The following is a 23,623-nucleotide window of genomic DNA, read 5'->3' on the forward strand; positions in this document are numbered from 1 at the left end:
ACATGAAGAAATTCGTTATGGCTGCTCTCGGTGGCACGGCGGCGGGAATTCTGGCGACGACGCAGATTGCCGGACCGTTGCTGGCCGAGGAAAAGGCGCGCAGCGCCAATGTCTACGAGCAGCTTGACCTGTTTGGCGACATTTTTGAACGGATACGCGCACAATATGTCGAAGAGGTCGACGAGGCCGAGCTGATCGAGGCGGCGATCGATGGCATGTTGACCTCGCTGGACCCGCATTCCAGCTATCTGTCGCCTGACGACGCCGCCCAGATGCGGGTGCAGACCCGCGGCGAATTCGGCGGTCTGGGCATCGAGGTCACGCAGGAAGACGGTTTTGTCAAAGTGGTTTCGCCGATCGACGGCACCCCGGCGGACGAGGCTGGCATGGAGGCGGGCGATTTCATCACCCATGTCGACGGCGAAAGCCTGCTGGGCCTGACGCTGGACAAGGCGGTGGATCTGATGCGCGGGCCGGTCGGTTCGGAAATCGTCATCACCGTCGTGCGCGAGGGCGAGGCCGAACCGTTCGACGTGTCGATCATTCGCGACACGATCAAGCTGACGGCGGTGCGCACGCGCACCGAGGGCGAAACCGTCGTTCTGCGCATCACTACGTTCAACGACCAGACCACGCCCAACCTGGAGGCCGGTTTGAAGGAACAGATCGAGGCTGCCGGCGGCATGGACAAGATCAACGGCATCGTACTGGATCTGCGCAACAACCCGGGCGGCCTGCTGACCCAGGCGATCAAGGTTTCGGACGCGTTTCTGGAAAAGGGCGAGATTGTCAGCACGCGCGGCCGCAATGTCGCCGACGGTGAGCGGTTCAACGCCACGGCGGGCGATCTGGCCGCAGGCAAGCCGATGGTGGTGCTGATCAATGGCGGCTCGGCCTCGGCCTCGGAAATCGTTGCCGGCGCCTTGCAGGATCACCGCCGCGCCATCGTGGTGGGCACCAAGAGTTTCGGCAAGGGTTCGGTGCAGACGGTGATGCCGCTGCGGGGCGACGGGGCGATGCGCCTGACAACGGCGCGTTATTACACGCCGTCGGGCCGTTCGATTCAGGCACTGGGCGTCAGCCCTGACATCGTGGTCGCACAGCCGCGCCGCAAGCCGGCCACCGAGGAAGAGGAAGAGGCCAAGAATGCCGCACGCACCCGTTCCGAAGCGGATCTGCGCGGGCGGCTGAACAATGACAGCCTGTCCGAGGACGAGGCGCGCCAGATTGAAGAGGACCGGGAAAAAGCGGAAAAAGCCGCCGAACTGCGCGAACAGGATTATCAGCTGGCCTATGCCATCGACATCCTGAAAGGCCTGTCGGCCCTGGGCACCGAAAACGACTGATATCGCCTTCGGGGTGACAGTGTCAGGGCCGCGCAGAACCTTCTGCGCGGCCCTTTCTTTGCCGGATTGACGCTGCACGGGCACGGCGCCCCTGGGGGGGCGCCGCTCTGCCGCTATTGCCGCAGTGCGGCCTGATCCAGAACCAGATGCGGCTGTCCGTCCGAGGTTTTTTCAGCAGTCCTGCCGGATCGGTCGATCACGGCTGTGATCTGCGAACGGAAATTGGACATGCTGTCAAACCGGATGACATCGACCGGCGCGTCGAACCGCAGGGTCACCTGCAGGCGCGCGCCACCGGCCATTTCGCGCAGGCCGATGATTTCGGCGCGGAATCTCTGGCCCAGATAGGTGCCGTTGACCCGCTGGCCCAGATACAGAGGCGCGGACGGCGCATTTCCGGTGCTGGCATGCAGCGTGTTCCAGTCGCGGTGACCCAGTTGCCGGGCCAACAGTTCCAGCGACTGGCTATGGGAAACCGTGTGGCCTGATCCGGCCAGCGCCGCGCGCAGGGATTTCGCCTGTGCCTTGAGATCGGCAAGGGTAGGGGGGTGATGGGACATCAAAAACCTCTTTCATGTTCTGATGCGGATTTGTGCTGGTGCTCGCGTTGCCAACGGACCGCAGAACCGAAACCGGTGGATCCCGTCGTTATGAGCTTCACCCTGGCGATGCCTGCGAGCGGCGGGTGCCCATGACCCTGCGGCGCAGATAGGGATGCGGCGGCGGGCCGTCAAGGGTGGCCGCAATCCCGGAGATGTTGCCGAAAGACGCGTTTCAGCAGATCCAGTTCGGCCCGCAGCAGATCCAGCTCGGCCCGCAGATCGCCGCTGGCGGCGGCACCGGCGATCAGGGTGACCTCGCCCAGCCGGGTGTCGTTCTGCGCATCGGTGATCAGGATCGTGTGTACCCCGTCCGACAGTGCCGCGGCGGGCACCGGAAAGGACAGCAGCCAGGTGCCGCCGCCGTCATCCGCCCGCGTCAGGTCTATCCCATCGACCGGTTGTTCGCGATGGCTGACTTGGATATCCGGCGCCGGGGCATCGGTGTGTAAGCCACCGATACAGCCCTGCCAGATACCGTTTTGCAGGCGGGTTTCGCTCAGGGTCAGGTTGCTCATGTCGTGTCCCGTGTCACAAGGCGGCGCGGCGCCGGCGGGTCAGCGTCAGGTCGCGCAGGATGACCCTGTTCATTGCCGGTGCTTCCAGGATCAGATCCAGCCACAGCCGGTCGATGCGTTTTTCGTTCATGTTGGAATAGGCCAGGTCGTATTCCATGTGCATGTCCTGCCCCGTCTGCGGCAACTCGCGCACCAGCTTGTCGGTGTTCGGGCCGTGCAGGACGTTCAGGCGGGCAAAGAATTTGAGCGGCGTCTCGGTCTCGGCCGCCAGATCCAGCCGTAATACATGCGCGCGGCTCAGCCCTTCGGCGGCCTGGGGCGGCAGGTCGATGGCCAGGGACAGAAAGCTGCCGTGAAACCGGAATACGTCCAGTTGCAAACCAAGAGGGGGGGCGTTCTGAGAGGGCGGATTGGCGATTTGGCGCAGGGTCAGTTCCGACAGATCGCAGTCATGAAACAGCGTTATCTGATCGCACAGCCGCAGCTTTTTGGGCGCACCTGCGGTGCCGGGAACCGGCAGTGGACGGCACCACGGATCGGGCCGCCAGGACCAGTCGGTACCATGCGGAGGCTGCTTTTGGCCCGGAACGATCACGGCGGCGGCCAGCCGCGAATCGGCCACGTCGATCAGCCGGTCCAGCTGGGTCCGCAGGGCGCGGGCCTGGGCGCGCTGATGACGCAGCGCGGCTAGCGGTGTCTTGCGGGCATGGCCGGCGGCCCTGCGCCAGTGGCGCAGGCTGCCCGCATGTCTCAGCCGATCCAGTATCCCGACCATCCGTCTTTCCGCTGCGTGGCGCTTGTACTGCCGTGTCTGAGCTATCTAACGAAAGGCGTGCAGCCAGATAAACCGGCAATCGCGACCGCGCCGGTTTTTTCCGCCGGCGCGGTGTTTTTGCGCAGGATGCGAGGCCGGGTCGATCGAAAGACGCGGCAGTCAGAGGTCCATATAGATGTGTTTTTCCTCGTCGCCGCCCGGATGGGTGACCGCGCCCTTGTAGGTGGCGCCGACCAGTTGGGCGTATTTCCACAGCGCGCCGCTGGCATAGATCGTGTCGCGCGGGCCTTTCCAGTCGGCTTTTCGGGCGGTCAGTTCGTCCTCGCTGAGATCGACGCTGATCTCGCCATTCGGTGCGTCGATGGTGATGATGTCGCCGTTTTTCAGCAGGGCAATGGGGCCGCCCCGCGCCGCTTCGGGGCCGACATGGCCGACGCAGAAACCGCGCGTCGCGCCCGAGAACCGCCCGTCGGTGATCAGCGCCACCTTTTTGCCCATGCCCTGGCCGGACAGCGCCGCCGTAGTGGACAGCATTTCGCGCATGCCAGGACCCCCGGCGGGGCCCTCGTTGCGGATGACGATGACTTCGCCTTCTTCATAGGCGCGGGCCTTGACCGCCTCGAACGCATCCTCTTCGCATTCAAACACCCGCGCGGGGCCGACAAAGCGCTGATGGTTGGACGGAATGCCCGCGACCTTGACGATGGCGCCCTCGGGCGCAAGGTTGCCTGTCAGACCGACGACGCCGCCGGTCTTGGTCAGCGGGTTGTCGATGGGATAGATCACCCGGCCATCGGCCTCGCGGTCGATGCGGTCCAGTTCCTCGCCCATCGACCGGCCGGTCGCGGTCATGCAATCCTCGTGGATCAGGCCGGCCTTGCGCAGTTCCTTCATCACCACCGGAATGCCACCGGCATCATAGAGATCCTTGGCGACGTACTGGCCGCCCGGTTTCAGGTCGACGAAATAGGGCGTGTCGCGGAAGATGTCGCAGACGTCCTGCAGGAAAAAGTCGATGCCGGCCTCGTGCGCGATGGCGGGCAGGTGCAGCCCGGCATTGGTCGACCCGCCGGTGCAGGCGACGACGCGGGCGGCGTTTTCCAGCGACTGGCGCGTGACCACGTCGCGGGCGCGGATGTTCTTTTCCAGCAGATTCATCACCGCCTGCCCGGAGGCCTCGGCATACTGATCGCGCGACTCATAGGGCGCGGGCATGCCCGAGCTGTTCATCAGCGCCAGCCCGATCGCCTCGGAGACGCAGGCCATGGTGTTTGCGGTGAACTGACCGCCACAGGCCCCGGCACTGGGGCAGGCGACGCGTTCCAGCATGTCCAGGGCGGCATCCGACATCGAGCCGTTCTGGTGCCGGCCCACGGCCTCGAACATGTCCTGAACGGTCAGGTCGCGGGTGCGGAAATCCTCGGGGATCTCATCGACCTGGGGGGCCTTGCCCGGCAGGATCGAACCACCATAGATGAAGACCGACGGCGTGTTCAGCCGCACCATGGCCATCATCATGCCGGGCAGCGACTTGTCACAGCCCGCCAGGCCGACCAGCGCGTCATAGCAATGGCCGCGCATGGTCAGTTCGACCGTGTCGGCGATGGCTTCGCGGCTGGCCAGCGAACTGCGCATGCCCTCATGGCCCATGGCGATGCCGTCGGTGACGGTGATGGTGGTAAACTCGCGCGGCGTGCCCGCCGCCGCCTTGACCCCCAGCTTGACCGCCTGGGCCTGGCGGTTCAGCGAGATGTTGCAGGGCGCGGCTTCGTTCCAGCAGGTGGCGACACCGACCAGCGGCTGATGAATTTCGGTGTCGCTGATGCCCATCGCATAGAGATAGGACCGGTGCGGCGCGCGTTCGGGGCCTTCGGTGACGTGGCGGCTGGGCAGTTTGGTCTTGTCGAACGGGCGCTTGAGCATGGCGGGTCTCCGGTAAACTTGCTGGCGTCGGGAATAGCCTTGCACCCGCACGTGTACAAGGGCCAAGGCGATGCTGCGCGGTTGCCGGGCGCTTGAATTCGCCCGGTGCAGTGCTTACCGTCAAACCGCCGCCGGGACCGGGCATTCCTGCGCAAGACACGCCATATCCGCAGAACCGAGGACCGGGTGATGGAACCCACATTGTTTTCCTTTATCTGGAAGTATTCCAGACGCCAGCAACTGATGTTGCTGCTGGTCACGCTGGTCACCTTTCCGTTCCTCTATGCCTCGCTGGAACTGCCCAAGATGATCATCAACGACGCCATTGGCGCCTCGACGGCGGTGGTTGATCTGTGGGGGGTCGAACTGACCCAGGTGCAGTATCTGATGCTGCTCTGTTTCGCCTTTCTGGCTACCGTGATCGTGGCCGGGCTGATGAAGATGCGGGTCAACACGATGAAGGGCGTTCTGTCGGAACGCCTGTTGCGGCGGCTGCGCTATCAGCTGATCAGCCGGATGATGCGGTTTCCGCGGCCCTATTTCCGCAACACCAGCCAGGGCGAGCTGGTGTCCATGGTCACCTCCGAGGCCGAGCCCATGGGCGGGCTGATGGGTGATGCGGTGGCGCAGCCGGCGTTCCAGTTCGGCCAGATGATGACCATCGTGGTGTTTCTGTTCATGCAAAGCGTCTGGTTCGGGCTGGCCAGTATCGCGCTGATCCCGCTGCAGGCCTGGCTGATCCCGCGTCTGCAGCGCCAGATCAACCTGCTGAACAAGGATCGCATCAAGGAAATCCGTCACCTGTCCAGCGAGATCGGCGAAAGCGCGGCCGGGATCAGCGATCTGCGTGCCAATGGCGGCTGGCGCTATCGGCTGGCGATGTTGACCGACCGGCTGGGCCGGCTGTTCGAGATCCGGTTTCAGATCTATCAGAAAAAATTCTTTATGAAGTTTCTGAACAACACGATCACCCAGATGACGCCTTTTGCGTTCTATCTGGTCGGCGGCTATCTGGCGATCAAAGGCGAGATCACGGTCGGGGCGCTGGTGGCGGCAATCGCCGCCTACAAGGACCTGTCCAGCCCGTGGAAGGAGTTGCTGACCTATTACAACCAGGTTCAGGACATGAGCCTGCGCTGGGAGATCGTCACCGAACGCTTTGCCCCGCGCGGGATGATCGACGAGAAACTGTTCGAGGGCGAACCCGAAGAAATGCCGCGCCTACAGGGCGAGATTGCCATCAAGGACGTGACCGTGCGCGACAGCGACGGCAACACGGTGCTGGAAGATATCTCGCTGACCATTCCCCGGGGGGCGCGGGTGGCCATTCAGTGCAACAGTGCCGTCGAGCGCGCGGCCTTTGCGCATCTGATGACCCGCGAACTGCTGCCGGTGCGTGGCCATGTGACGCTGGCCGGTCACCGGCTGGACGAACTGCACCAGGCGGTGATCGCCGCACGGGTCGGCTATGCCCATTCGCGGCCCTATCTGTTTGACGGCACGCTGGGCGAAAACCTGATGATGCCGCTGAAGATCAAGCCGCAATCGGTGCTGTACGACCCGAATGGCAGGAATCATCGGGCCAGCGAGGCACAGCGTTCGGGCAACAGCACCGATGTGCTGGACGCAAACTGGGTCGATCCCGGGCTGGCGGGGCTGACGGATGGCGACGACATCCGCGACTGGTGGTTCCAGCTGGTCGGCGCGATGGGGGTTGACGAGATGCTGTTCCGCCGCACGATCCGGTCGCGTTTTGATCCTGCCAAGAACCCCAAACTGGCCCGCGACATCGTCGCGCGGCGTCCCGAGATTTACGACCGCCTCAAGGCAAAAGGCCTGGATTCGGTGGTGCACCGGTTCGAGCCGGATCAGTTCAATCCGGCAATTCCCCTGGGCGGCAACCTGCTGTTCGCGGCCCCGATCCGCAATATCAGCCAGCAGGCGCTGGCCGAGGACGGCGCGTTCATCCGCATGTTGCGTGACCAGGGGCTGGCTGAGCAGGGGTTGGAAATCAGCCAGGCGGTGATGGAAATTCTGTGCCAGACATTTGGCCGCGACGGTATCGATCACCCGTTGTTCCGTCGTCTGGGCATGGAAGACGAGATGTATCTGCGCCTGACGGACATCGCGCGCAAACGCAGCCAACAGGGCAAGGACGCGCTCAGCCAAGAGGAATGCGCGCTGCTGATGACCGTGCCCTTCCTGCTGACCGCAGAACAGATCGGCGCCAGCTTTCCGGACCAGTTCAAGGACCGCATTCTGGAACTGCGAAAAACCAAGGCTGCTGAGTTGCGCCGCCACATGCAGGGCAAATTCGTGGCGGTCGAGCCCGATGTCTATGTCCCGCGCCTGACCGTGCTCGAAAACGCGATCTATGGCCGGGTGTCGATGACGGCCGGCGCCAAGGCGGACGCGGTCGAGGATGTCGTGGCCGAGGTCTTTGCAGAAAACGGGCTGCGCCAGCGCGTGTCCTCGATCATGTACGATCTGCCCACCGGTCTGGGCGGCACCAACCTGCCGACGGTGTTTCAGGAACGCGCCGCCTTCAGCCGCGCCGCGATCAAGCGCCCGGATATCCTGATCATCGACAAGGCGCTGGCCAGCCACGACAGCGACAGCCGCGCCAAAACCCGCCGAAAACTGCGCGAACTGCTGCCGGACACCACGATGATCTTCATGGAGGACCGGTTCGGGCATCCCGAGGCCTATGACATGTTCGTGGAAATCGAGAACGGTCGCATCGACGGGGTGGCCCGGGCCGAGGCCGAGGACCGCACCAGCGGCAGCGATCTGCGCCGCAAGCAAAAGGCCATAGCCGATACCGATCTGTTCGCCGGTTTGGATGCCCGCAACCAGCGCCTGCTGGCCTTCGGGGCGCAATGGTACACGGCCGAGCCCGGCGAAATGGTCTTTGCCAACGGCCAGCCCCCGGACGCGGCCTATCTCTGCCTTGAAGGCACCGCCGAACTGCGCTGGCCGGAGCGGCCCAAAGAGGACCCACCGGTGTCGATCGTCGAACCCGGGCGTCTGATCGGCGATCTGTCAATCATCACCAACGAGCCGCGGCAGCTGGACCTGATCGCGGTCGGCCGCACGCGGTTTCTGCGCCTGGCGGCCGAAGATCTGCGCGACGTGATCGAAAATGATACGACGGTGGCGACCCAGTTGCTGCGCACGGTGGCGGGCAATCTGGTCGACGTGGCGCGGGTGCTGGGACAATCCGACATCGATTTCAGGGATATAACCGGCGGGGCCGGCCGCCCCGAGGCGCTGGACAGGATCATGGACGAGTTGGATGGTTGACTCTGCGTATCGGGCCCACGAACTGCTGGTCGCCCCGGCCCGGCACCGGCCACAATTGTGGCGGCTGGGCGCTGGACTGATCGTCGCGGCGGCTATTGCCATCGCGCTCAGCCGGGTAGCGCATGACCTGGTAGGGGTTCTGGCACCCGATCTCTTTGCCGTGGGCACCCAGGATTACGACCTGGGCAACAGCCCGGCGTCGCTGTTGTTGCTGCTGGGCAGTTTCGGTTTCGTCATCTTTGGCGTCATGGTCGCCGCGCGCGTGGTGCAGCATCGTGATCCGCTGGGACTGATCGGACCGCTGCCGCTGGCGCTGCACCAGTTTTGGCGGGTGTTGCGCCTGCTCCTGGTGGTCGGGGGGCTGGTGCTGCTGCTGCCGCCCTATGACATGGGAACGGCGCTGCACCGAAACCTTCAGCCGACGCTGTGGCTGATGCTGTTGCCATTGTCGCTGCTGGCGGTGCTGATCCAGACCGCGGCCGAGGAAATCCTGTTCCGCGGCTATATCCAGCAGACCCTGGCGGCGCGGTTCAACTGCCCGCTGGTCTGGATGCTGGCGCCGGCGGTGATCTTTGCATTGGGGCATTACATGCCGGCCGAGGCGGGCGAAAACGCACTGCTGATTACCCTGTGGGCGGGCTTCTTCGGATTGATGACCGCGGATCTGACGGCACGGGCGGGCACGTTGGGACCGGCCATCGCGGTGCATCTGTTCAATAACGTCATCGCATTACTGATTGTCGCCCTGCCTGACAGCCTGAGCGGGCTGGCTCTGTTCACCGTGCCGTTTTCCATGTCCGACACCGCCGGGTTGCGCGACTGGCTGGCCGTGGATCTGGCGACAATGGCCGTCAGTTGGCTGGCGGCACGGGTTGCCATCCGGCGCTGATTGCATTTCTGTGCCTGCACGCTTATTTCAGCCCGCAGACCTGCCAGCAGAGGCACCGCTATGAACTGGATCACCAACTACGTCAGACCACGGATCAACTCGATCTTTTCGCGTCGCGAAGTGCCCGAGAACCTGTGGCAGAAATGCGAAGAATGCGGCACCATGCTGTTTCATCGTGAGCTTTACGAGAATCTGAACGTCTGCACCAATTGCGGACACCACATGGTCATTTCGCCACGCGACCGGTTCAAGGCGCTGTTTGACGGCGGCGTCTTTGCCGAGATCGCCGTGCCGGAGCCGATCGCCGATCCGCTGCATTTCCGCGACCAGAAGAAATATCCCGACCGGATGAAGGCCGCGCAGAAGGACACCGGCGAGAAAGAGGCGATGCTGGTTGCCACCGGCGATATCGGACGCACGCCGATCGTGGCGGTGGCGCAGGATTTCAGCTTTATGGGCGGATCAATGGGGATGTATGTCGGCAACGCCATCGTCGCCGCCGCCCAGGAGGCGGTCAAGCTCAAGCGCCCGTTGATCCTGTTTTCTGCCGCCGGCGGCGCCCGCATGCAGGAGGGCATCCTGAGCCTGATGCAGATGCCGCGCAGCACCGTCGCGGTGCAGATGCTGAAAGAGGCCGGTCTGCCCTATATCGTGGTTCTGACCCACCCGACCACCGGCGGGGTCACCGCGTCCTATGCGATGCTGGGCGATGTGCATATCGCCGAACCCAACGCGCTGATCTGCTTTGCCGGTCCGCGGGTGATCGAGCAGACCCTCGGCGAACGGCTGCCCGACGGATTTCAGCGCGCCGAATACCTGCTGGATCACGGCATGCTCGACCGGGTGACGCCGCGCACCGAAATGCGCGCCGAACTGATCCGGATCACGCGCATGCTGTTGAACCTGCCGCCTGCGGTGCAGGGCGAATTGCCTGCCCCGGACAGCGCGACGGACGAAAAGTCCGTCGCCGAAACCGCCGGGACCGAAACAGCCAAGCAGCCCGCCGCCGCAGTGCCGCCCGGCAGGAAATGAACGCGGCGACTTCGGACGTCATCCTGCAGCGGATGATGGCCCTGCATCCAAAGATCATCGATCTGACGCTGGACCGGGTCTGGCGTCTGCTCGCGGCGCTGGGCAATCCCCAGGACGATCTGCCGCCGGTGATCCACATCGCCGGAACCAACGGCAAGGGTTCGACCCTGGCGATGATCCGCGCCGGGATCGAGGGCGCGGGCCTGACCGCACACGCCTACACCAGCCCGCATCTGGCGCGGTTCCACGAACGGATCCGGGTGGCGGGACAGCTGATCGACGAACCGGCGCTGACCGCGGTTCTGGATGAATGCTACAGGACCAATGGCAGCGACCCGATCACCTATTTCGAGATCACGACCTGTGCCGCCTTGCTGGTCTTTGCACGGGCCGATGCGGATTTCACCCTGCTCGAGGTCGGGTTGGGCGGGCGGTTGGATGCCACAAACGTGCTGCCCAAGCCTCGGTTGACGGTGATCACGCCGATCTCGATCGATCACGAGCAATATCTCGGCGACACGCTGGGCAAGATCGCCTTTGAAAAGGCCGGGATCCTGAAACGCGGCGTGCCCTGCGTCGTGGCGCCGCAACCCGAAGAAGCGATGGACGTGATCGAAGACGTCGCCAGCCGGCTTGCCGCGCCGCTGCTGGTGCATGGGCAGCACTGGCATGTGACAGAAGAGCGCGGGCGGCTGGTCTTTCAGGACGAAACCGGGCTGCGCGATCTGCCGTTGCCAAACCTGTTGGGACCGCACCAGATCGTCAATGCCGGAACGGCGCTGGCGGCGCTGCGTCATCTGCAGCTGGGCGATGCCGCCTACGAGGCCGCGGTGAAACGCGCCGACTGGCCGGCGCGGATGCAGCGCCTGACCGGCGGGCCGCTGGCCCAGGCCGCGCCGCAGGCCGAGCTGTGGCTGGATGGCGGTCACAATCCGGCCGCCGGTCTGGCGCTGGCCACGGTTCTGGACGGTCTGCCGCAGCGCCCGACCCGGCTGATCTGCGGGATGCTGAACAGCAAGGATATCGGCGGCTACCTGGGGCCGCTGGCGACGCATGTGCAGAGCCTGACCGCCGTGCCGATCCCGGGCGAGGAAAACAGCCTGACAGCGCAAGAAACGGCCGAGGCCGCGCGGGCGGCCGGAATGCAGGCCGATACCGCCGACACGGTGACAGACGCCCTGCGCGCCATCGTCGCGGCCGAACCCCGCAGCCGCGTTCTGATCTGCGGATCGCTCTATCTGGCGGGGGCGGTGCTGCGCGAGAACGGCTGAAAGACGGCGGAGGCAACCGCAACTCTGCAGGCTGCAAGCGGTGCGGCGCCTTTCAGCGCCCCCAGTCTTCGGCCTGCATCTCGCGCAAGCGGCTGGCGCTGCGTTCGAATTCGAACGTGCCTTCGCCTTCGACATACAGCATTTCCGGCTCGGCGGCGGCAGATGCGATCAGCCGCACCTTGGCCTCGTAGAGCGCATCGATCAGGGTGACGAACCGGCGCGCCTCGTTGAAGTTCTGGCGCGACAGGCGCGGGATGTCCTCGAGCACCAGAACCCGGACCGCATCGGCCAGGGCCAGATAATCCGCCGGACCCAACGTGGTGCCGCACAGATCGTAAAAGGTGGCCCGCGCGACGCCGTTGCGAAAGGCGGGAACGGTGACATTGCGCTTGTTGACCTGCAGGACCAACGGCTCGGCGGGACCGCCGGCCAGATCCTGCCAGACGGAGCGGATAGCCGCCCGCGCGGCCGGTCCAATCGGGGTGAAATAGACCGGACTGCCCTGCAGCCGGTTCTGCCGGTAATCGGTTGAACTGCTCAGTTCGTGCACCACCATGCGCGCCTTGATCAGGTCGATGAACGGCAGGAAAAGCTGGCGGTTCAGCCCGTCCTTGTACAGATCGTCGGGTACCCGGTTCGAGGTGGTCACCACCACCACGCCGGCATCGAACAGCTTTTGAAACAGCCGCCCGACGATCATCGCGTCGGTGATGTCGGTGATCTGCATCTCGTCAAAGGCCAGCACCCGCGCCGAGGCGATCACCTGATCGGCAACCGGGGCCAGCGCATCCTTTGCGCCGGCCTTGCGGGCCGCGTGCATGGCGGCGTGGATTTCCTGCATGAAGGCGTGGAAATGCACGCGCCGGGCGGTGACGTCCTGCAGCGACTCGACGAACAGGTCCATCAGCATGGATTTGCCGCGCCCGACACCGCCCCACAGATACAACCCCTTGACCGGTTCCGGTGCCTTGCGGAACAGGCCGCGCTTGACCGGGGTGTTCAGATCAGATGCGATACGGGCGAATTCCGGCAGCACCGCCTGCTGAACCGGATCGGGTCGCAGGGTCCCGTCGGTGACCCGTGCGGTATAAAGCTGGCTGGCACGACTGCTCATGCAAAAGCCATAGCGTGCGCGGCACGGTGTGAAAAGCGGGCAGATCGCGCCAATCCCATCAACACCCGTGATGTGATGCCGCAGATCTGCTGATTTGATATTTTCCAGATTTATATTAACCTGTGAACTTGTTCTTCCGGAGCGACCAAATGACCCCCAACGCCCGCCTGTTTACGCCCGTGCTGATCGTCGGATCGGCGATCATCCTGGTCAGTTTCGCGATCCGTGCCTCTTTTGGCGTTTTCCAGATTCCCGTGGCCGAGGAATTCGGCTGGTTGCGCACCGAATTCTCGTTGGCCATCGCCATCCAGAACCTGGCATGGGGTTTCGGGCAGCCGCTTTTCGGTGCGCTGGCCGAGCGGATCGGCGATCGCAAGGCGATCGTGATCGGTGCCGTGGTCTATGCCGCGGGGCTGGTGCTGACGGCGCAGTCGATGACGCCGCTGGAGCACCAGGCCTATGCCTGGCTGGTTGGGTTCGGCATCGCCGGGACCGGATTCGGTGTGATCCTGGCGGTGGTGGCGCGGGCCTCCAGCGACGCCAACCGCTCGATGTCACTGGCCATCGTCACGGCAGCCGGCAGCGGCGGGCAGGTCGTCGGTGCCCCACTGGCGGAATGGCTGATGGGCTTTCTGTCCTGGCAACAGGTCTTTCTGGTCTTTGCGGCGGGCATTCTGGCGATGATCCTGACCTTGCCGTTGATGCGCGCGCCGGCGCCGGATGCGGAGGCGACCGGCCATACCCCGCCCGTGGACGGCATGGGCAAGGCATTGTCCCGCGCGTTACGCGACCCCAGTTTCAGCCTGATCGCCCTGGGATTCTTTAGTTGCGGCTATCAACTGGGCTTTGTCACGGCGCATTTTCCGGCCTTTGTGACCGAACTGTGCGGCCCGATCCAGCCGGGCGGGGTGCTGCACGGTATCGGCATCACCACCACATCGGCACTGGGCGCTGTTTCGATTTCCCTGATCGGCGTCGCCAACATTGCCGGAACCCTGGCCGCCGGCTGGGCCGGCAGCCGGTTTTCCAAGAAATACCTGCTGTCCGGTATCTATGTCGCGCGAACCCTGGTGGCGGCCCTGTTCATCCTGTTGCCCATTACTCCTGTCTCGGTGATCCTGTTTTCCGTGTCCATGGGGGCGCTGTGGCTGGCGACGGTGCCGCTGACCTCGGGGCTGGTGGCGCAGATCTACGGGCTGCGATATATGGGCACGCTGTATGGCATCGTGTTTCTCAGCCACCAGATCGGCAGTTTCGTCGGCATCTGGCTGGGCGGGCGGATGTACGATCTCTATGGCGGTTACGAACTGGTCTGGTGGATCGGCGTCGGGGTCGGCGCCCTCAGCGCCATCGTGCACCTGCCGATCCGCGAGCGCCCGTCCGCCAGCGTGTTGGCCTGATCAGGCGCCCGCCTGCCACCGGTCCAGGATATGGCGGCCCGTCATCAGGTCCAGATGCGCACCGCCGCCATTCTTGAACAGGGTGATCTCGTCGTCTGATTGCCGGGCAAACGCCGCCAGATCGTAGAAATCCGCAATCAGATCATCGCGCTGGATTACGCCCTGATCCAGCGGGATCTGGATTTCGCCGATATGGCCGATGGTGGTGTCGAAACTGTCGACAAACAGGCGCGACCGGATCAGGGCGGTGTCATCGGCCTCGCGCATGTCGGGACGATAGGCGCCGATCAGGTTCAGATGCTGACCCGGGCGCAGCCAGTCACCGCGGATCACCGGCGTCGTTGACATGGTGGCGCAGATGATGATGTCGGCGGCCTGCACGGCCTGTTGCAGGTCCCGCGCCACGGTCACGCCGGGTTTGCCGGCGGCCAGGGCCTGGGCCTTGGCGCGGGTGCGGTTCCACAGGGTGATCCGGGCCTCGGGAAATCCGGTGGCAAAGGCATCGCACAGACCGCCGCCAACGGTGCCCGTGCCGACGATCAGGATGTCGCGGCTGTCGGGCCGCGCCAGCCGGCGCGCCGCCAACAGGCTGTCGCCGACGGTCTTCCACTTGGTGACAAGGTGAAAGTCGATCAGGGCCGACAGGGTGCCGTCGTCATCGCCATAAAGGCACATCGCGCCGTTGACCATCGGTTTGCCGGCCTGGGGATTGCCGGGAAAGATGGTCGCGGTCTTGACCGCCATCCCCAACCCGTCGATCCAGGCCGCGCGCGACAGCAGCGTGTCCGGACCGCGATAGAGGAACGTGTCGCTGATCTCGGCCCGGGGCAGGTCATGGCCCCGCGCCAGTGCTTCGGTCAGCTCGATCCAGTCCAGATTGGCCTCGCCTGCGTCAAAGGAAATGATGGGGATTGTCATGCGGCCTCGGCCTCGGTCAGCAGGCCCTGCGCCACCAGCCGGTCGGCCCAGCCTTGCGGGCCGTCAAACAGGTGGGTCTGCCAGCCGCGGTCGGCGGCGATGGCGATATTGTCGGCCCGGTCATCGGTGAACAGCAACGCGCCGGGATCGATGCCGCAATCGGTTTCGACGATCTCGTAAATCCGCGGGTCTGGTTTGATCACCTTGAGATGGCCCGAGATATACTGGCGGTCGAAATCATGCAGAAACGGGTAATGCGTGGCCGCGAAATCGAAACTCTGGATGCCGAAATTGGTCAGTGAAAAAACCGGTACCGATTTGCGGCGCAAGGCGTGCAACAGACGCACAGATCGTGAAATGCGGGGTTGCGCCAGTTCGATCCAGCGATCGTGCCACATGCGGATCTCGGCGCGCCAGTCGGGATAGGCCTCGGCCGTGGCATAGATCGTGTCCCGGAAATGCCCGCCCTTGTCGACCCGGTCATTCATGCCGTGCAGATCAACGGTGGCAAACATCGCGCGCCGCCGCTCGGCCCCGATCACCCGGTCATAGAACCGTTCGGGCTGCCATTCGATCAGCACGTTTCCGATGTCGAACACCACCGCCTGTGGTTGCATGCGTGCAGTCCCCTGTCGTTATGGCCTGTGATTTGCGGCGTTATCCGGCGCGGGCCGCGGCGCGGATTTCCCGTTCCAGAGCATTCAGAAAACGGGAGCGGTCGGCCTTTGTAAACCCCTTGCCGCTGCCGCCTGCGCCCAGCGGGTTGGCGGCGCGCAGATCGGCCATCAGGTCGCGCATCGCCAGTTGCTGGCCGATATTGGCGGCGGTGAACGCCTCGCCATTGTGGCGCAGCACCCGTGCGCCCGTGGCGACACATTTCGCCGCCAGAGGGATGTCGCCGGTGACCACCACGTCGCCGGCACCGCAGCGTTCGGCGATCCACATATCAGCCAGATCCGGCCCCTCGGCGACGATCACGTTTTCCACCAGCGGGTTGGCCGAAGGCCGCAATCCGCCATTGGACACCACGAACATGCGCATCCTGTGCCGCGTCGCCACGCGCTCGGCCTCGGCCTTGACCGGACAGGCGTCGGCGTCGATATAAAGCGCGCCCAACGCGCCTAGGCCCATAGCGCCTGGGCGTGAAAGGCGATGTGATCCTCGATGAACGAGGACACGAAGAAATAGCTGTGATCATAGCCCTTTTGCAGCCGCAGGGTGGCGGGCTGACGGCGTTCGGCTATGGCGCTGGCCAGCGCCTCGGGGCGCAACAGGTCGATGAACTGGTCATCGCTGCCGGTGTCGATCAGCATCGGGCCGTCAAAACCCCTGTCGCGCATCATAACGCTGGCATCGTGGCGCTGCCACGCCGCCTCGTCCGGGCCCAGATAGGCGGTCAGCTGCTTGCGGCCCCAATCCGAAGCGGTGGGATTGCAGATCGGCGAAAAGGCCGAGACCGAGCGGAACCGCCCCGGCAGGTTCATCGCCAGGGTCAGCGCGCCATGCCCGCCCATCGAATGTCCGGTGATCGCCTGCCGGTTGCTGTCGATGGCGAAATTCTGGGCCAGCAGCGCGGGCAGTTCCTCGGCCACATAGTCCCACATCTGGAAATGCGGCGTCCAGGGCGACTGGGTGGCGTTGACATAGAACCCGGCGCCCTGTCCCAGGTCGAAATCGCCGTCATCGGCCACGTCGGGGCCGCGCGGCGAGGTGTCGGGAAAGACCAGCGCGATCCCGTGATCGGCGGCCCATCCCTGGGCGCCCGCCTTGGTCATGGCGTTTTCGTGGGTACAGGTCAGGCCAGACAGATACCACAACACCGGCACCGGACCGTCCTTGGCTTCGGGCGGCAGGAACAGGCCAAATGTCATGTCGCACCGACAGGCGGCAGAACTGTGGGTATAGACCCCCTGGATGCCGTCAAAGCACTTGTTTTCTGAAACCGTTTGCATGCTGATCCCCTTTCGATGTCAGTTCCGGGCTATCGGCCCTTGGCCGCCGCGTCCAGAGCCGGTGCCCGCTCGGCGGCGATTTTGCCACGCCCGCCCTATAATTGCCCGACCCAGGCCATGATCACCGGCACGGTCAGGATGCTGAAACCCGTCGAGAACAGGATCGCCGCCGAGACCCGGTGCGGCGCGACCCCATAGTGCTGGGCCAGCATATAGACGTTGCCCGCGACCGGCATGGCGGCGGCCGAGATCACGATGATCGCCGAATAGGGATCGAGCGGAATTACCAGCAAAACCGCAACCCCGACGGCCACCGGATGCAGGACCAGCTTGCACAGGGTCAGCCAGCCGGCGATCTGTACCCGCTCGGCGGATTTGCTGGCCAGTGACGCGCCGATGGCGAACAGCGCACCGGGCGTTGCGGCATTGCCGAGAATGGCCAGGAAATCGTTCATCGGCTCGGGGATTGGCAAGGTCAGGGCCGACCAGCCCAGCCCCAGAACGATCGACACGATCATCGGATTGCGCACCAGACCGCCGGCGATGGTGCGCAGGATGCTCAGGCTCATGCGGCCGTCGCGGGCGCCGTTGATCAGGATCACGATCAGGCTGGAGAACACGATCAGGTCGGTGGCCAGTACCAGCATCATCGGGCCGATCGAGGCTTCGCCGAACAGCATGACGAACATCGGCAGGCCCAGAAAGCCGACATTGCCGATCACCGCGCATTGCGCCTCGATCGCGGCGGTGGGCACGTCCAGCCGACGCAGAAAGCCGACAGCGGTGGCGATGCCATAGACCACCAGGCTGCCACAGAGGTACCCGGTGATCAGGCGACCGTCGAACACTTCGGCCAGACGCAGGTTGGCGGCAAAGCGGAACAGCATCGCCGACAGGGCAAAGTAAAAGACGAACTTGGTCAGATAGGCGGTCGCTTCTTCCGAGAAGAAACGCGTGCGCCCGGCGCAATAGCCGATGCCGATGATCGCAAAGAACGGCAGGGTGCGCAGGAAAATCTCGACCATGAAACAGGGTTATCCGCCCGGGGGCCGCGCCGCAAGCGCCTAGCCGGACCCGATCAGTATGCCCGCCGCCAGCACCAGAGCCCCGCCCAGAACCACCTGAAAGGCGGCGCGAAAGAATGGCGTCTCCATGTATTTGTTCTGAATCCAGGCAATGGCCCACAATTCGAAGAACACGATGATAAAGGCGATGGTGGTGGCGGTCCAGAAATCGGGAATCAGATAGGGCAGGGCGTGGCCCAGGCCGCCGATCGTGGTCATCACACCCGAGGCCAGACCGCGTTTCATCGGCGATCCGCGCCCCGAGATCTCGCCATCATCCGACGCAGCCTCGGTAAAGCCCATCGAGATGCCCGCCCCGACCGACGCGGCGACCCCGACCAGAAATGTCGTCCAGGTGTCCTGGGTGGCAAAGGCCGTGGCAAAGATCGGCGCCAGCGTCGACACGGATCCGTCCATCAGCCCGGCCAGCCCGGGCTGCACCCAGGTCAGGACGAACTGGCGGTGCGCCGTGGCGTCTTCGCGGGCGCGGGTGTCCTCGTCCAGATGCGCCTCGATCAGATCGTTCGCGGTGTTCTGATGTCCGGCCTCGGCTGCGGCGAGATCGCCCAGCAACTGGCGGGTGGCTGCATCCGTGGTCCGCGCGGCGGCGGCCAGGTAAAATCGTTCGGCATCGCGCTCCATCGCCTCGGCCTCTTCGCGGATCCGTTCGATCCCGAGATTTTCGACCAGCCAGACCGGGCGGCGATTGTAATACCCGGCCACGTGCTCGCGGCGAATAAGCGGGATCGTCGGGCCGAAACGCTGCTCGTGCAGTTCGATCAGGCGGGCGCGGTGCTGATCCTCTTCGGCGGCCATGCCGTCGAACAATTTGGCGCTGGCCGGATAATCGGCGCGCAGGGTTTCGGCGTAACCGCGATAGATGCGGGCGTCATCCTCCTCGGACGATATGGCCAATGCGATGATTTCCTGCTCGGTCAGATCGCGGAACCGTTTGCGTTGGGACAGAAAGCGCATGCGAACCCTCATGATTGTTCCGGGTGTACACATAACCGGTGGCGGGCGAATGACAAGCGAGGACGGGATGAGTGTTGTTGAAACTGAACTAATCGGTTTATATTTCGATGCCGACCCAATCCGACGGAGTCCCGATGAATCAGTCTGCTACAATCCGGCGTACAGGGCGCAAGTTCGAACAGGTGCTGCAAGGTGCGCGTCAGGTGTTTCTGGCGGACGGGTTCGAAGGCGCCAGCGTCGATGACATTGCGCGGGCGGCGGGGGTGTCCAAGGCCACGCTCTACAGCTATTTCCCGGACAAGCGGCTCTTGTTCGTCGAGGTGGCCACCACGGAATGCCAACGGATGGCGGCCCGGACGCTGGATCTGATCGACGACAGCGCCCCGCCGCGCCAGGTGCTGACCATCGCCGCCAGCCAGATCGTGCCCTTCGTGCTGTCGGAATTCGCGCAGCAGGTGTTTCGAATCTGCGTTTCCGAGCGCGAGCGTTTTCCGGAACTGGGCCGCGCGTTTTATGCCAGCGGACCGGAAATGGGCCGCGCCAGACTGGCCGAGTATCTCGGGTTGGCGGCCGGGCGCGGTGAACTGGCGATCGAGGATATCGAACTGGCGGCCGAACAATTTTCGGAATTGTGCAAGACCCGGCTGTGGATTCGCGCGGCCCTGGGCATCCAGACCGACTTTTCCAGGGCCGAGATCGATCTGGTGGTGAAAAACGCGGTCGAAACCTTTATGGCGCGCTACGGCGTCTGACGGCCGGCGCCGGCGCCGCCGCGCACGGGGGCAGAACCGGGATCAGTCGATGCGGCGCACCTGAATCTGGTTGCCCTCGCCACGGCGGGTTTCAAACAGTTTCAGCGTTGCGATCAGGTCGCTCAGCTTGCGTTTGCCATAGCTGCGCGTGTCGAAATCCGGGTTGGCGGCAGTGATATACTGGCCGATCTGGCCCAGCGTGAACCACTCGTCCTCTTGGTCGATTGCGTCCATCGCCCGGATCACCAGCTTGGTGGGGTCCTCCAGCGATGTATGCGCTTCGGGCGGTTCGCCATCCTTTTGCGGCCGGGGTTTGCCGCGCGTGGGTTCCGGGATCAGGTTCTCGACATAGATGAAGCGCTTGCACGCCTTCACGAAGGCCGCCGGGGTCTTGCGCATGCCCATGCCGAACACGTCCAGCCCCTGTTCGCGGATGCGGCTGGCCAGGCGGGTGAAATCGCTGTCCGACGAGATCAGCACGAACCCGTCGAACCGTCCCGAATGCAGGATGTCCATGGCATCAATCACCAGTGCGATGTCACTGGCGTTCTTGCCGGTCGTGTTGGCGAACTGCTGGTGCGGCACGATCGCCAGCGCGGCCAGCTTGTCCTTGGACCAGCCCTGTGGGCCGCCGCCGGCGAAATCGCCATAGATGCGCCGGATGCTGGCTTCGCCCAGCGACGCGATCTCTTCGAACATCGCTTCGGCGTATTTGGCCGAGATGTTGTCGGCGTCGATCAGGACGGCCAGCAGCGGGGGTTTTGTCGCGTTTACCATGCCCCCCCCTAGCGCAGAGCCGCCGGGCTCACAACCAGCGATACAGCACCAGCGCGTCCACCAGCCCGTTTTGCGGGTGCTGAAAGGCCCGGGGCAGGCGGCCGACAGTCTGGAACCCGGCCCGGGTCCAGATATCGATGGCGCGTGTGTTGGTCTCGACCACGAAATTGAATTGCATGGCCCGGAACCCGGCCGCGCGGGCGGTGTCCAGCGCGTGATCCAGCATCGCCCGGGCGATGCCACGGCCGCGCGCCGCCGGGCCGGTGACAAAGCCGCAATTGCAGACATGCGCGCCGCCGCCCTGTTGGTTGGTCTTCAGGTAGTAGCTGCCCAGAGGCTGTCCGCCGGCCTCGGCCAGCCAGACGCCGTGATCGGCCCCGGTCCAATAGGCCAAGGCATCGGCCCGGTCGATGTCTGGCCGGATCGCATAGCTGTCGCCGGCGCGAAACGCCGGTCGCAGCATGTCCCACAGCGCGTCGTCGTCATCGGCCGTGGCCGGGCGCAGGTCGACCGCGCCCGAACCGCTCAATATTGCACCACGGCGCGGATGGATTTGCCCGCATGCATCAGGTCGAACCCCTTGTTGATGTCCTCCAACCCCATCGTGTGGGTGATCATCGGGTCGATCTCGATCTTGCCGTCCATGTACCAGTCGACGATCTTGGGTACGTCGGTGCGGCCGCGCGCGCCGCCAAAGGCGGTTCCCCGCCAACTGCGCCCGGTGACCAGCTGAAAGGGCCGGGTGCTGATCTCGGCCCCTGCCGGCGCGACGCCGATGATGACGCTTTCGCCCCAGCCCTTGTGGGCGGATTCCAGCGCCGTGCGCATCACGTCGACATTGCCGGTGGCATCAAAGGTGTAATCGGCGCCGCCCCGTGTCAGATCGACCAGATGCGCCACCAGATCGCCGGTTACTTCGGTCGGGTTGACGAAATCGGTCAAGCCGAAATGCCGGGCCATCTCGACCTTGCCCGGGTTCAGATCGACGCCGACGATCTGGTCGGCCCCGGCCAGACGCAGACCCTGGATCACGTTCAGCCCGATGCCGCCCAGACCAAAGACGATGGCGCGTGAACCGATCTCGACCTTGGCGGTGTTGATCACCGCGCCGATGCCGGTGGTGACGCCGCAGCCGATGTAACAGATCTTGTCGAACGGCGCGTCTTCTCTGACCTTGGCCAGCGCAATCTCGGGCAGCACCGTGTGGTTGGCAAAGGTCGAACAGCCCATGTAATGCAGGATCGGCGTGCCATCCAGCATCGAGAACCGGCTGGACCCATCAGGCATCAGGCCCTGGCCCTGGGTCACCCGGATCGACTGGCACAGGTTGGTTTTCGGGTTCAGGCAATACTCGCATTCGCGGCATTCCGGCGTATAGAGCGGGATCACGTGATCGCCCGGCTGCACGCTGGTGACGCCCTCGCCCACTTCCAAAACCACGCCGGCGCCCTCGTGGCCCAGGATCGCCGGGAACAACCCCTCGGGGTCGGCACCCGAGCGGGTGAACTCGTCGGTATGGCACAGGCCGGTGGCCTTGATTTCGACCAGGACCTCTCCGGCGCGCGGCCCTTCCAGGTTCACCTCCATGATTTCCAGCGGTTTCCCGGCCTCCAGGGCCACGGCGGCTCGCGTGCGCATGGGCGTGTTCCTTCCTGTTCTGTCGCTGCCGAGCGTGTGCCAAGGAGGCGTGGATTTCAAGCCCCGTTGCGGCGCTCCGGCAGGGGGGGGCGAGCTTGCTTGTCCGGCCGGGGCATCGGTTTCCCGTCCTGGTGGCGTCCCGGGTTTTTTTGGTGTTGCGTCTGCCTGCAGACGATTGTGATCTCAGGGCGACGGGCAGGAACGACCGGCAGGGGCAGTGGGGCGTGTGCGCCTAGCGCATCGGGTGGCGATAGGCCTGGTGGCAGCTCAGGCAGGCCGAGACCAGTTGCGGCAGCGTCTGGCGCAGGTCGGCCAGCGACGTGGTGTCCAGGTCGCGCGCGGCGCGCTGGGCGGACTTGGCATGCCCCTTGAAGTCGCGCCACTGCGTCCAGATCTCGGGCCGGGCGCGGGACAGGGGGTCGGTATGCTGGCGGCGAAACACCGAGGGGATCCGGCCGGTGGCCGAGATCAGCGACCGGCGTGCCACCCGGGCGCGCGTCTTGTCAAAGATCGCCCGCCCGCCCATCATGTCCGACAGTGTGGTCAGCGACGCGTTGGCGCCGTTCATCGTGGCCATGCGTTTTTGTACCCCGCGATTCGCAACCTGGCTGATCTGGCCGCTCTGGCCCAGGGCCGCGGTGGCCAGAATCGCCGCGATAATCACGGCTGCTAGGCTCAGCCGGTGCGGATGGTCCGCCTGTTTCATCCTGCCTGCCCCATATCCTGCCCTGCAAACCGCTCGACTGGTCCGTTGTGGAAATTATATAGAACAAATAATGAACATTTAGCTATCGATATGACGTCCAATCGTCGAATCCTGTCTTTGTAGTTTCCGCGTCCAGCGGCGGATCGGGTGCTGCGCGCCGCATGAGGTGTGGACGAACGCCCGCTGGCCGTGGTTGCGGAACAGTCCAACATGCAGGTTATCACCTCGTTAATCCCGGCCGCATCGGCGGCCGGTCTGCAGGTTGGGCAACCGGTGCGCGATGCCCATGCCATGTGTGCCGGGCTGGTGACGCGCACCTGCAATGCGCCCGCCGAGGCGGCGTTCCTGACCGCGCTGCATCTGTTCGGTGGCGAAGAGGCCCTGCCGGGCGTGATCGACCGGATGCTGCGGCGCCACTGTGCCCGGTTGGCCGACAGGGGGCGCGGCCTGCGGATGGGAGTCATCCAGAGCGAGCCGGTGCATGCCCGCACCCGGGTCGGGCATCTGCAGGCCGGGCGCGCGGTCAACCAGCTGCTGGCGGGCAACACCGCGCTGGACGATTTGATCGGCAGGCTGGGGGCCAGGGTCGGGCCGGAGGTGATCATCCGGCGGCAGCCGGTCTCCAGCCATATTCCGAAAAACACCGCGCAGATGCTGGCCACCGTCTGGTC

Annotated in this window: 23 protein-coding genes; 7 read left to right on the forward strand and 16 right to left on the reverse strand. The window is 64.6% G+C overall.

All coding sequences use genetic code 11. The annotated features are described in order from the left end of the window. Nucleotides 1-2: 2 nt before the first annotated feature. Nucleotides 3-1,346: a S41 family peptidase gene (locus tag ACFMPD_RS10755; protein ID WP_380993970.1), complete on the forward strand. Its 1,344-nt coding sequence runs from the start codon at nt 3-5 to the stop codon at nt 1,344-1,346. Between the two features lie 113 nt (nt 1,347-1,459). Here the strand turns inward: ACFMPD_RS10755 and ACFMPD_RS10760 are convergent, their stop codons facing one another. The 4 genes from ACFMPD_RS10760 to ilvD all read right to left on the reverse strand — a co-directional run bounded on the left by ACFMPD_RS10760 (nt 1,460) and on the right by ilvD (nt 5,161). Beyond that, nucleotides 1,460-1,906, reverse strand: a complete 447-nt coding sequence (locus ACFMPD_RS10760) for a glyoxalase superfamily protein (protein ID WP_380993972.1) — start codon at nt 1,904-1,906, stop codon at nt 1,460-1,462. A gap of 170 nt (nt 1,907-2,076) precedes the next feature. Beyond that, the gene (locus ACFMPD_RS10765; protein ID WP_380993974.1) at nt 2,077-2,463 is read right to left on the reverse strand and encodes a hypothetical protein; all 387 of its coding nucleotides are present in this window, start codon (nt 2,461-2,463) and stop codon (nt 2,077-2,079) included. Nucleotides 2,464-2,476: 13 nt separating this feature from the next. Next, complete coding sequence (locus ACFMPD_RS10770; RefSeq protein WP_380993975.1) at nt 2,477-3,238, reverse strand: DUF6478 family protein; 762 nt, start codon at nt 3,236-3,238, stop codon at nt 2,477-2,479. A gap of 159 nt (nt 3,239-3,397) precedes the next feature. Then, on the reverse strand, nt 3,398-5,161 hold the full coding sequence (gene ilvD, locus ACFMPD_RS10775; RefSeq protein ID WP_380993977.1) for a dihydroxy-acid dehydratase: 1,764 nt from the start codon (nt 5,159-5,161) through the stop codon (nt 3,398-3,400). A 189-nt stretch (nt 5,162-5,350) separates the two neighbouring features. Between ilvD and ACFMPD_RS10780 the strand changes: the two genes are divergently transcribed. From ACFMPD_RS10780 to ACFMPD_RS10795, 4 genes are read left to right on the forward strand one after another with little or no spacing between them, the layout of a single operon-like run. Continuing rightward, the gene (locus ACFMPD_RS10780; RefSeq protein ID WP_380993979.1) at nt 5,351-8,464 is read left to right on the forward strand and encodes an ABC transporter transmembrane domain-containing protein; all 3,114 of its coding nucleotides are present in this window, start codon (nt 5,351-5,353) and stop codon (nt 8,462-8,464) included. Beyond that, nucleotides 8,457-9,353, forward strand: coding sequence for a CPBP family intramembrane glutamic endopeptidase (locus ACFMPD_RS10785; protein ID WP_380993981.1), 897 nt, complete (start codon nt 8,457-8,459; stop codon nt 9,351-9,353). The genes ACFMPD_RS10780 and ACFMPD_RS10785 overlap by 8 nt, the downstream gene beginning before the upstream one ends. Nucleotides 9,354-9,413: 60 nt before the next feature. Beyond that, nucleotides 9,414-10,385 (forward strand): acetyl-CoA carboxylase, carboxyltransferase subunit beta, encoded by a 972-nt coding sequence (gene accD, locus ACFMPD_RS10790; RefSeq protein WP_380993983.1) that lies wholly within the window; start codon nt 9,414-9,416, stop codon nt 10,383-10,385. Continuing rightward, on the forward strand, nt 10,382-11,656 hold the full coding sequence (locus tag ACFMPD_RS10795; RefSeq protein WP_380993985.1) for a bifunctional folylpolyglutamate synthase/dihydrofolate synthase: 1,275 nt from the start codon (nt 10,382-10,384) through the stop codon (nt 11,654-11,656). Before accD ends, ACFMPD_RS10795 begins: the two co-directional genes overlap by 4 nt. 52 nt (nt 11,657-11,708) lie before the next feature. Here the strand turns inward: ACFMPD_RS10795 and zapE are convergent, their stop codons facing one another. Beyond that, nucleotides 11,709-12,770, reverse strand: a complete 1,062-nt coding sequence (zapE, locus tag ACFMPD_RS10800) for a cell division protein ZapE (protein WP_380993987.1) — start codon at nt 12,768-12,770, stop codon at nt 11,709-11,711. A gap of 149 nt (nt 12,771-12,919) precedes the next feature. Between zapE and ACFMPD_RS10805 the strand changes: the two genes are divergently transcribed. After that, a complete protein-coding gene (locus ACFMPD_RS10805) occupies nt 12,920-14,170 on the forward strand; it encodes an MFS transporter (protein ID WP_380993989.1) in 1,251 nt (416 codons plus the stop codon). Here the strand turns inward: ACFMPD_RS10805 and ACFMPD_RS10810 are convergent, their stop codons facing one another. The 6 genes from ACFMPD_RS10810 to mbfA all read right to left on the reverse strand — a co-directional run bounded on the left by ACFMPD_RS10810 (nt 14,171) and on the right by mbfA (nt 19,079). Further along, entirely contained in the window at nt 14,171-15,088 is a 918-nt protein-coding gene (locus tag ACFMPD_RS10810; protein WP_380993991.1) for an ornithine cyclodeaminase family protein, read from the reverse strand. Then, nucleotides 15,085-15,705: an HAD family hydrolase gene (locus ACFMPD_RS10815; RefSeq protein WP_380993993.1), complete on the reverse strand. Its 621-nt coding sequence runs from the start codon at nt 15,703-15,705 to the stop codon at nt 15,085-15,087. The genes ACFMPD_RS10810 and ACFMPD_RS10815 overlap by 4 nt, the downstream gene beginning before the upstream one ends. Before the next feature lie 40 nt (nt 15,706-15,745). After that, nucleotides 15,746-16,204 carry a YaiI/YqxD family protein gene (locus ACFMPD_RS10820; RefSeq protein ID WP_380994110.1) on the reverse strand — a complete coding sequence of 153 codons (459 nt, stop codon included), beginning with the start codon at nt 16,202-16,204 and terminating at the stop codon, nt 15,746-15,748. Between the two features lie 5 nt (nt 16,205-16,209). Beyond that, on the reverse strand, nt 16,210-17,040 hold the full coding sequence (gene fghA / locus ACFMPD_RS10825; protein ID WP_380993995.1) for an S-formylglutathione hydrolase: 831 nt from the start codon (nt 17,038-17,040) through the stop codon (nt 16,210-16,212). 95 nt (nt 17,041-17,135) lie between these two features. Beyond that, entirely contained in the window at nt 17,136-18,065 is a 930-nt protein-coding gene (locus ACFMPD_RS10830; RefSeq protein WP_380993997.1) for an AEC family transporter, read from the reverse strand. A gap of 39 nt (nt 18,066-18,104) precedes the next feature. Beyond that, the gene (gene mbfA, locus ACFMPD_RS10835; RefSeq protein WP_380993998.1) at nt 18,105-19,079 is read right to left on the reverse strand and encodes an iron exporter MbfA; all 975 of its coding nucleotides are present in this window, start codon (nt 19,077-19,079) and stop codon (nt 18,105-18,107) included. 134 nt (nt 19,080-19,213) lie between these two features. Here mbfA and ACFMPD_RS10840 point away from each other — a divergent pair, with 134 nt between their 5' ends. Further along, nucleotides 19,214-19,831, forward strand: coding sequence for a TetR/AcrR family transcriptional regulator (locus ACFMPD_RS10840; RefSeq protein ID WP_380994000.1), 618 nt, complete (start codon nt 19,214-19,216; stop codon nt 19,829-19,831). 42 nt (nt 19,832-19,873) lie between these two features. On the opposite strand, the gene ACFMPD_RS10845 is transcribed toward ACFMPD_RS10840, so the two are convergent. The 5 genes from ACFMPD_RS10845 to ACFMPD_RS10865 all read right to left on the reverse strand — a co-directional run bounded on the left by ACFMPD_RS10845 (nt 19,874) and on the right by ACFMPD_RS10865 (nt 23,582). Next, on the reverse strand, nt 19,874-20,608 hold the full coding sequence (locus ACFMPD_RS10845; protein WP_380994002.1) for an NYN domain-containing protein: 735 nt from the start codon (nt 20,606-20,608) through the stop codon (nt 19,874-19,876). Nucleotides 20,609-20,636: 28 nt separating this feature from the next. Next, nucleotides 20,637-21,137: a GNAT family N-acetyltransferase gene (locus tag ACFMPD_RS10850; RefSeq protein ID WP_380994004.1), complete on the reverse strand. Its 501-nt coding sequence runs from the start codon at nt 21,135-21,137 to the stop codon at nt 20,637-20,639. Next, nucleotides 21,134-22,246 carry an S-(hydroxymethyl)glutathione dehydrogenase/class III alcohol dehydrogenase gene (locus ACFMPD_RS10855; protein WP_380994006.1) on the reverse strand — a complete coding sequence of 371 codons (1,113 nt, stop codon included), beginning with the start codon at nt 22,244-22,246 and terminating at the stop codon, nt 21,134-21,136. Before ACFMPD_RS10855 ends, ACFMPD_RS10850 begins: the two co-directional genes overlap by 4 nt. A gap of 232 nt (nt 22,247-22,478) precedes the next feature. Further along, nucleotides 22,479-22,952, reverse strand: a complete 474-nt coding sequence (locus ACFMPD_RS10860) for a c-type cytochrome (protein WP_380994007.1) — start codon at nt 22,950-22,952, stop codon at nt 22,479-22,481. Nucleotides 22,953-23,180: 228 nt separating this feature from the next. Further along, complete coding sequence (locus tag ACFMPD_RS10865; protein WP_380994008.1) at nt 23,181-23,582, reverse strand: hypothetical protein; 402 nt, start codon at nt 23,580-23,582, stop codon at nt 23,181-23,183. Between the last annotated feature and the right edge of the window lie 41 nt (nt 23,583-23,623).

This window comes from Sedimentitalea sediminis (assembly GCF_042687825.1).
GTDB lineage: Bacteria > Pseudomonadota > Alphaproteobacteria > Rhodobacterales > Rhodobacteraceae > Sedimentitalea.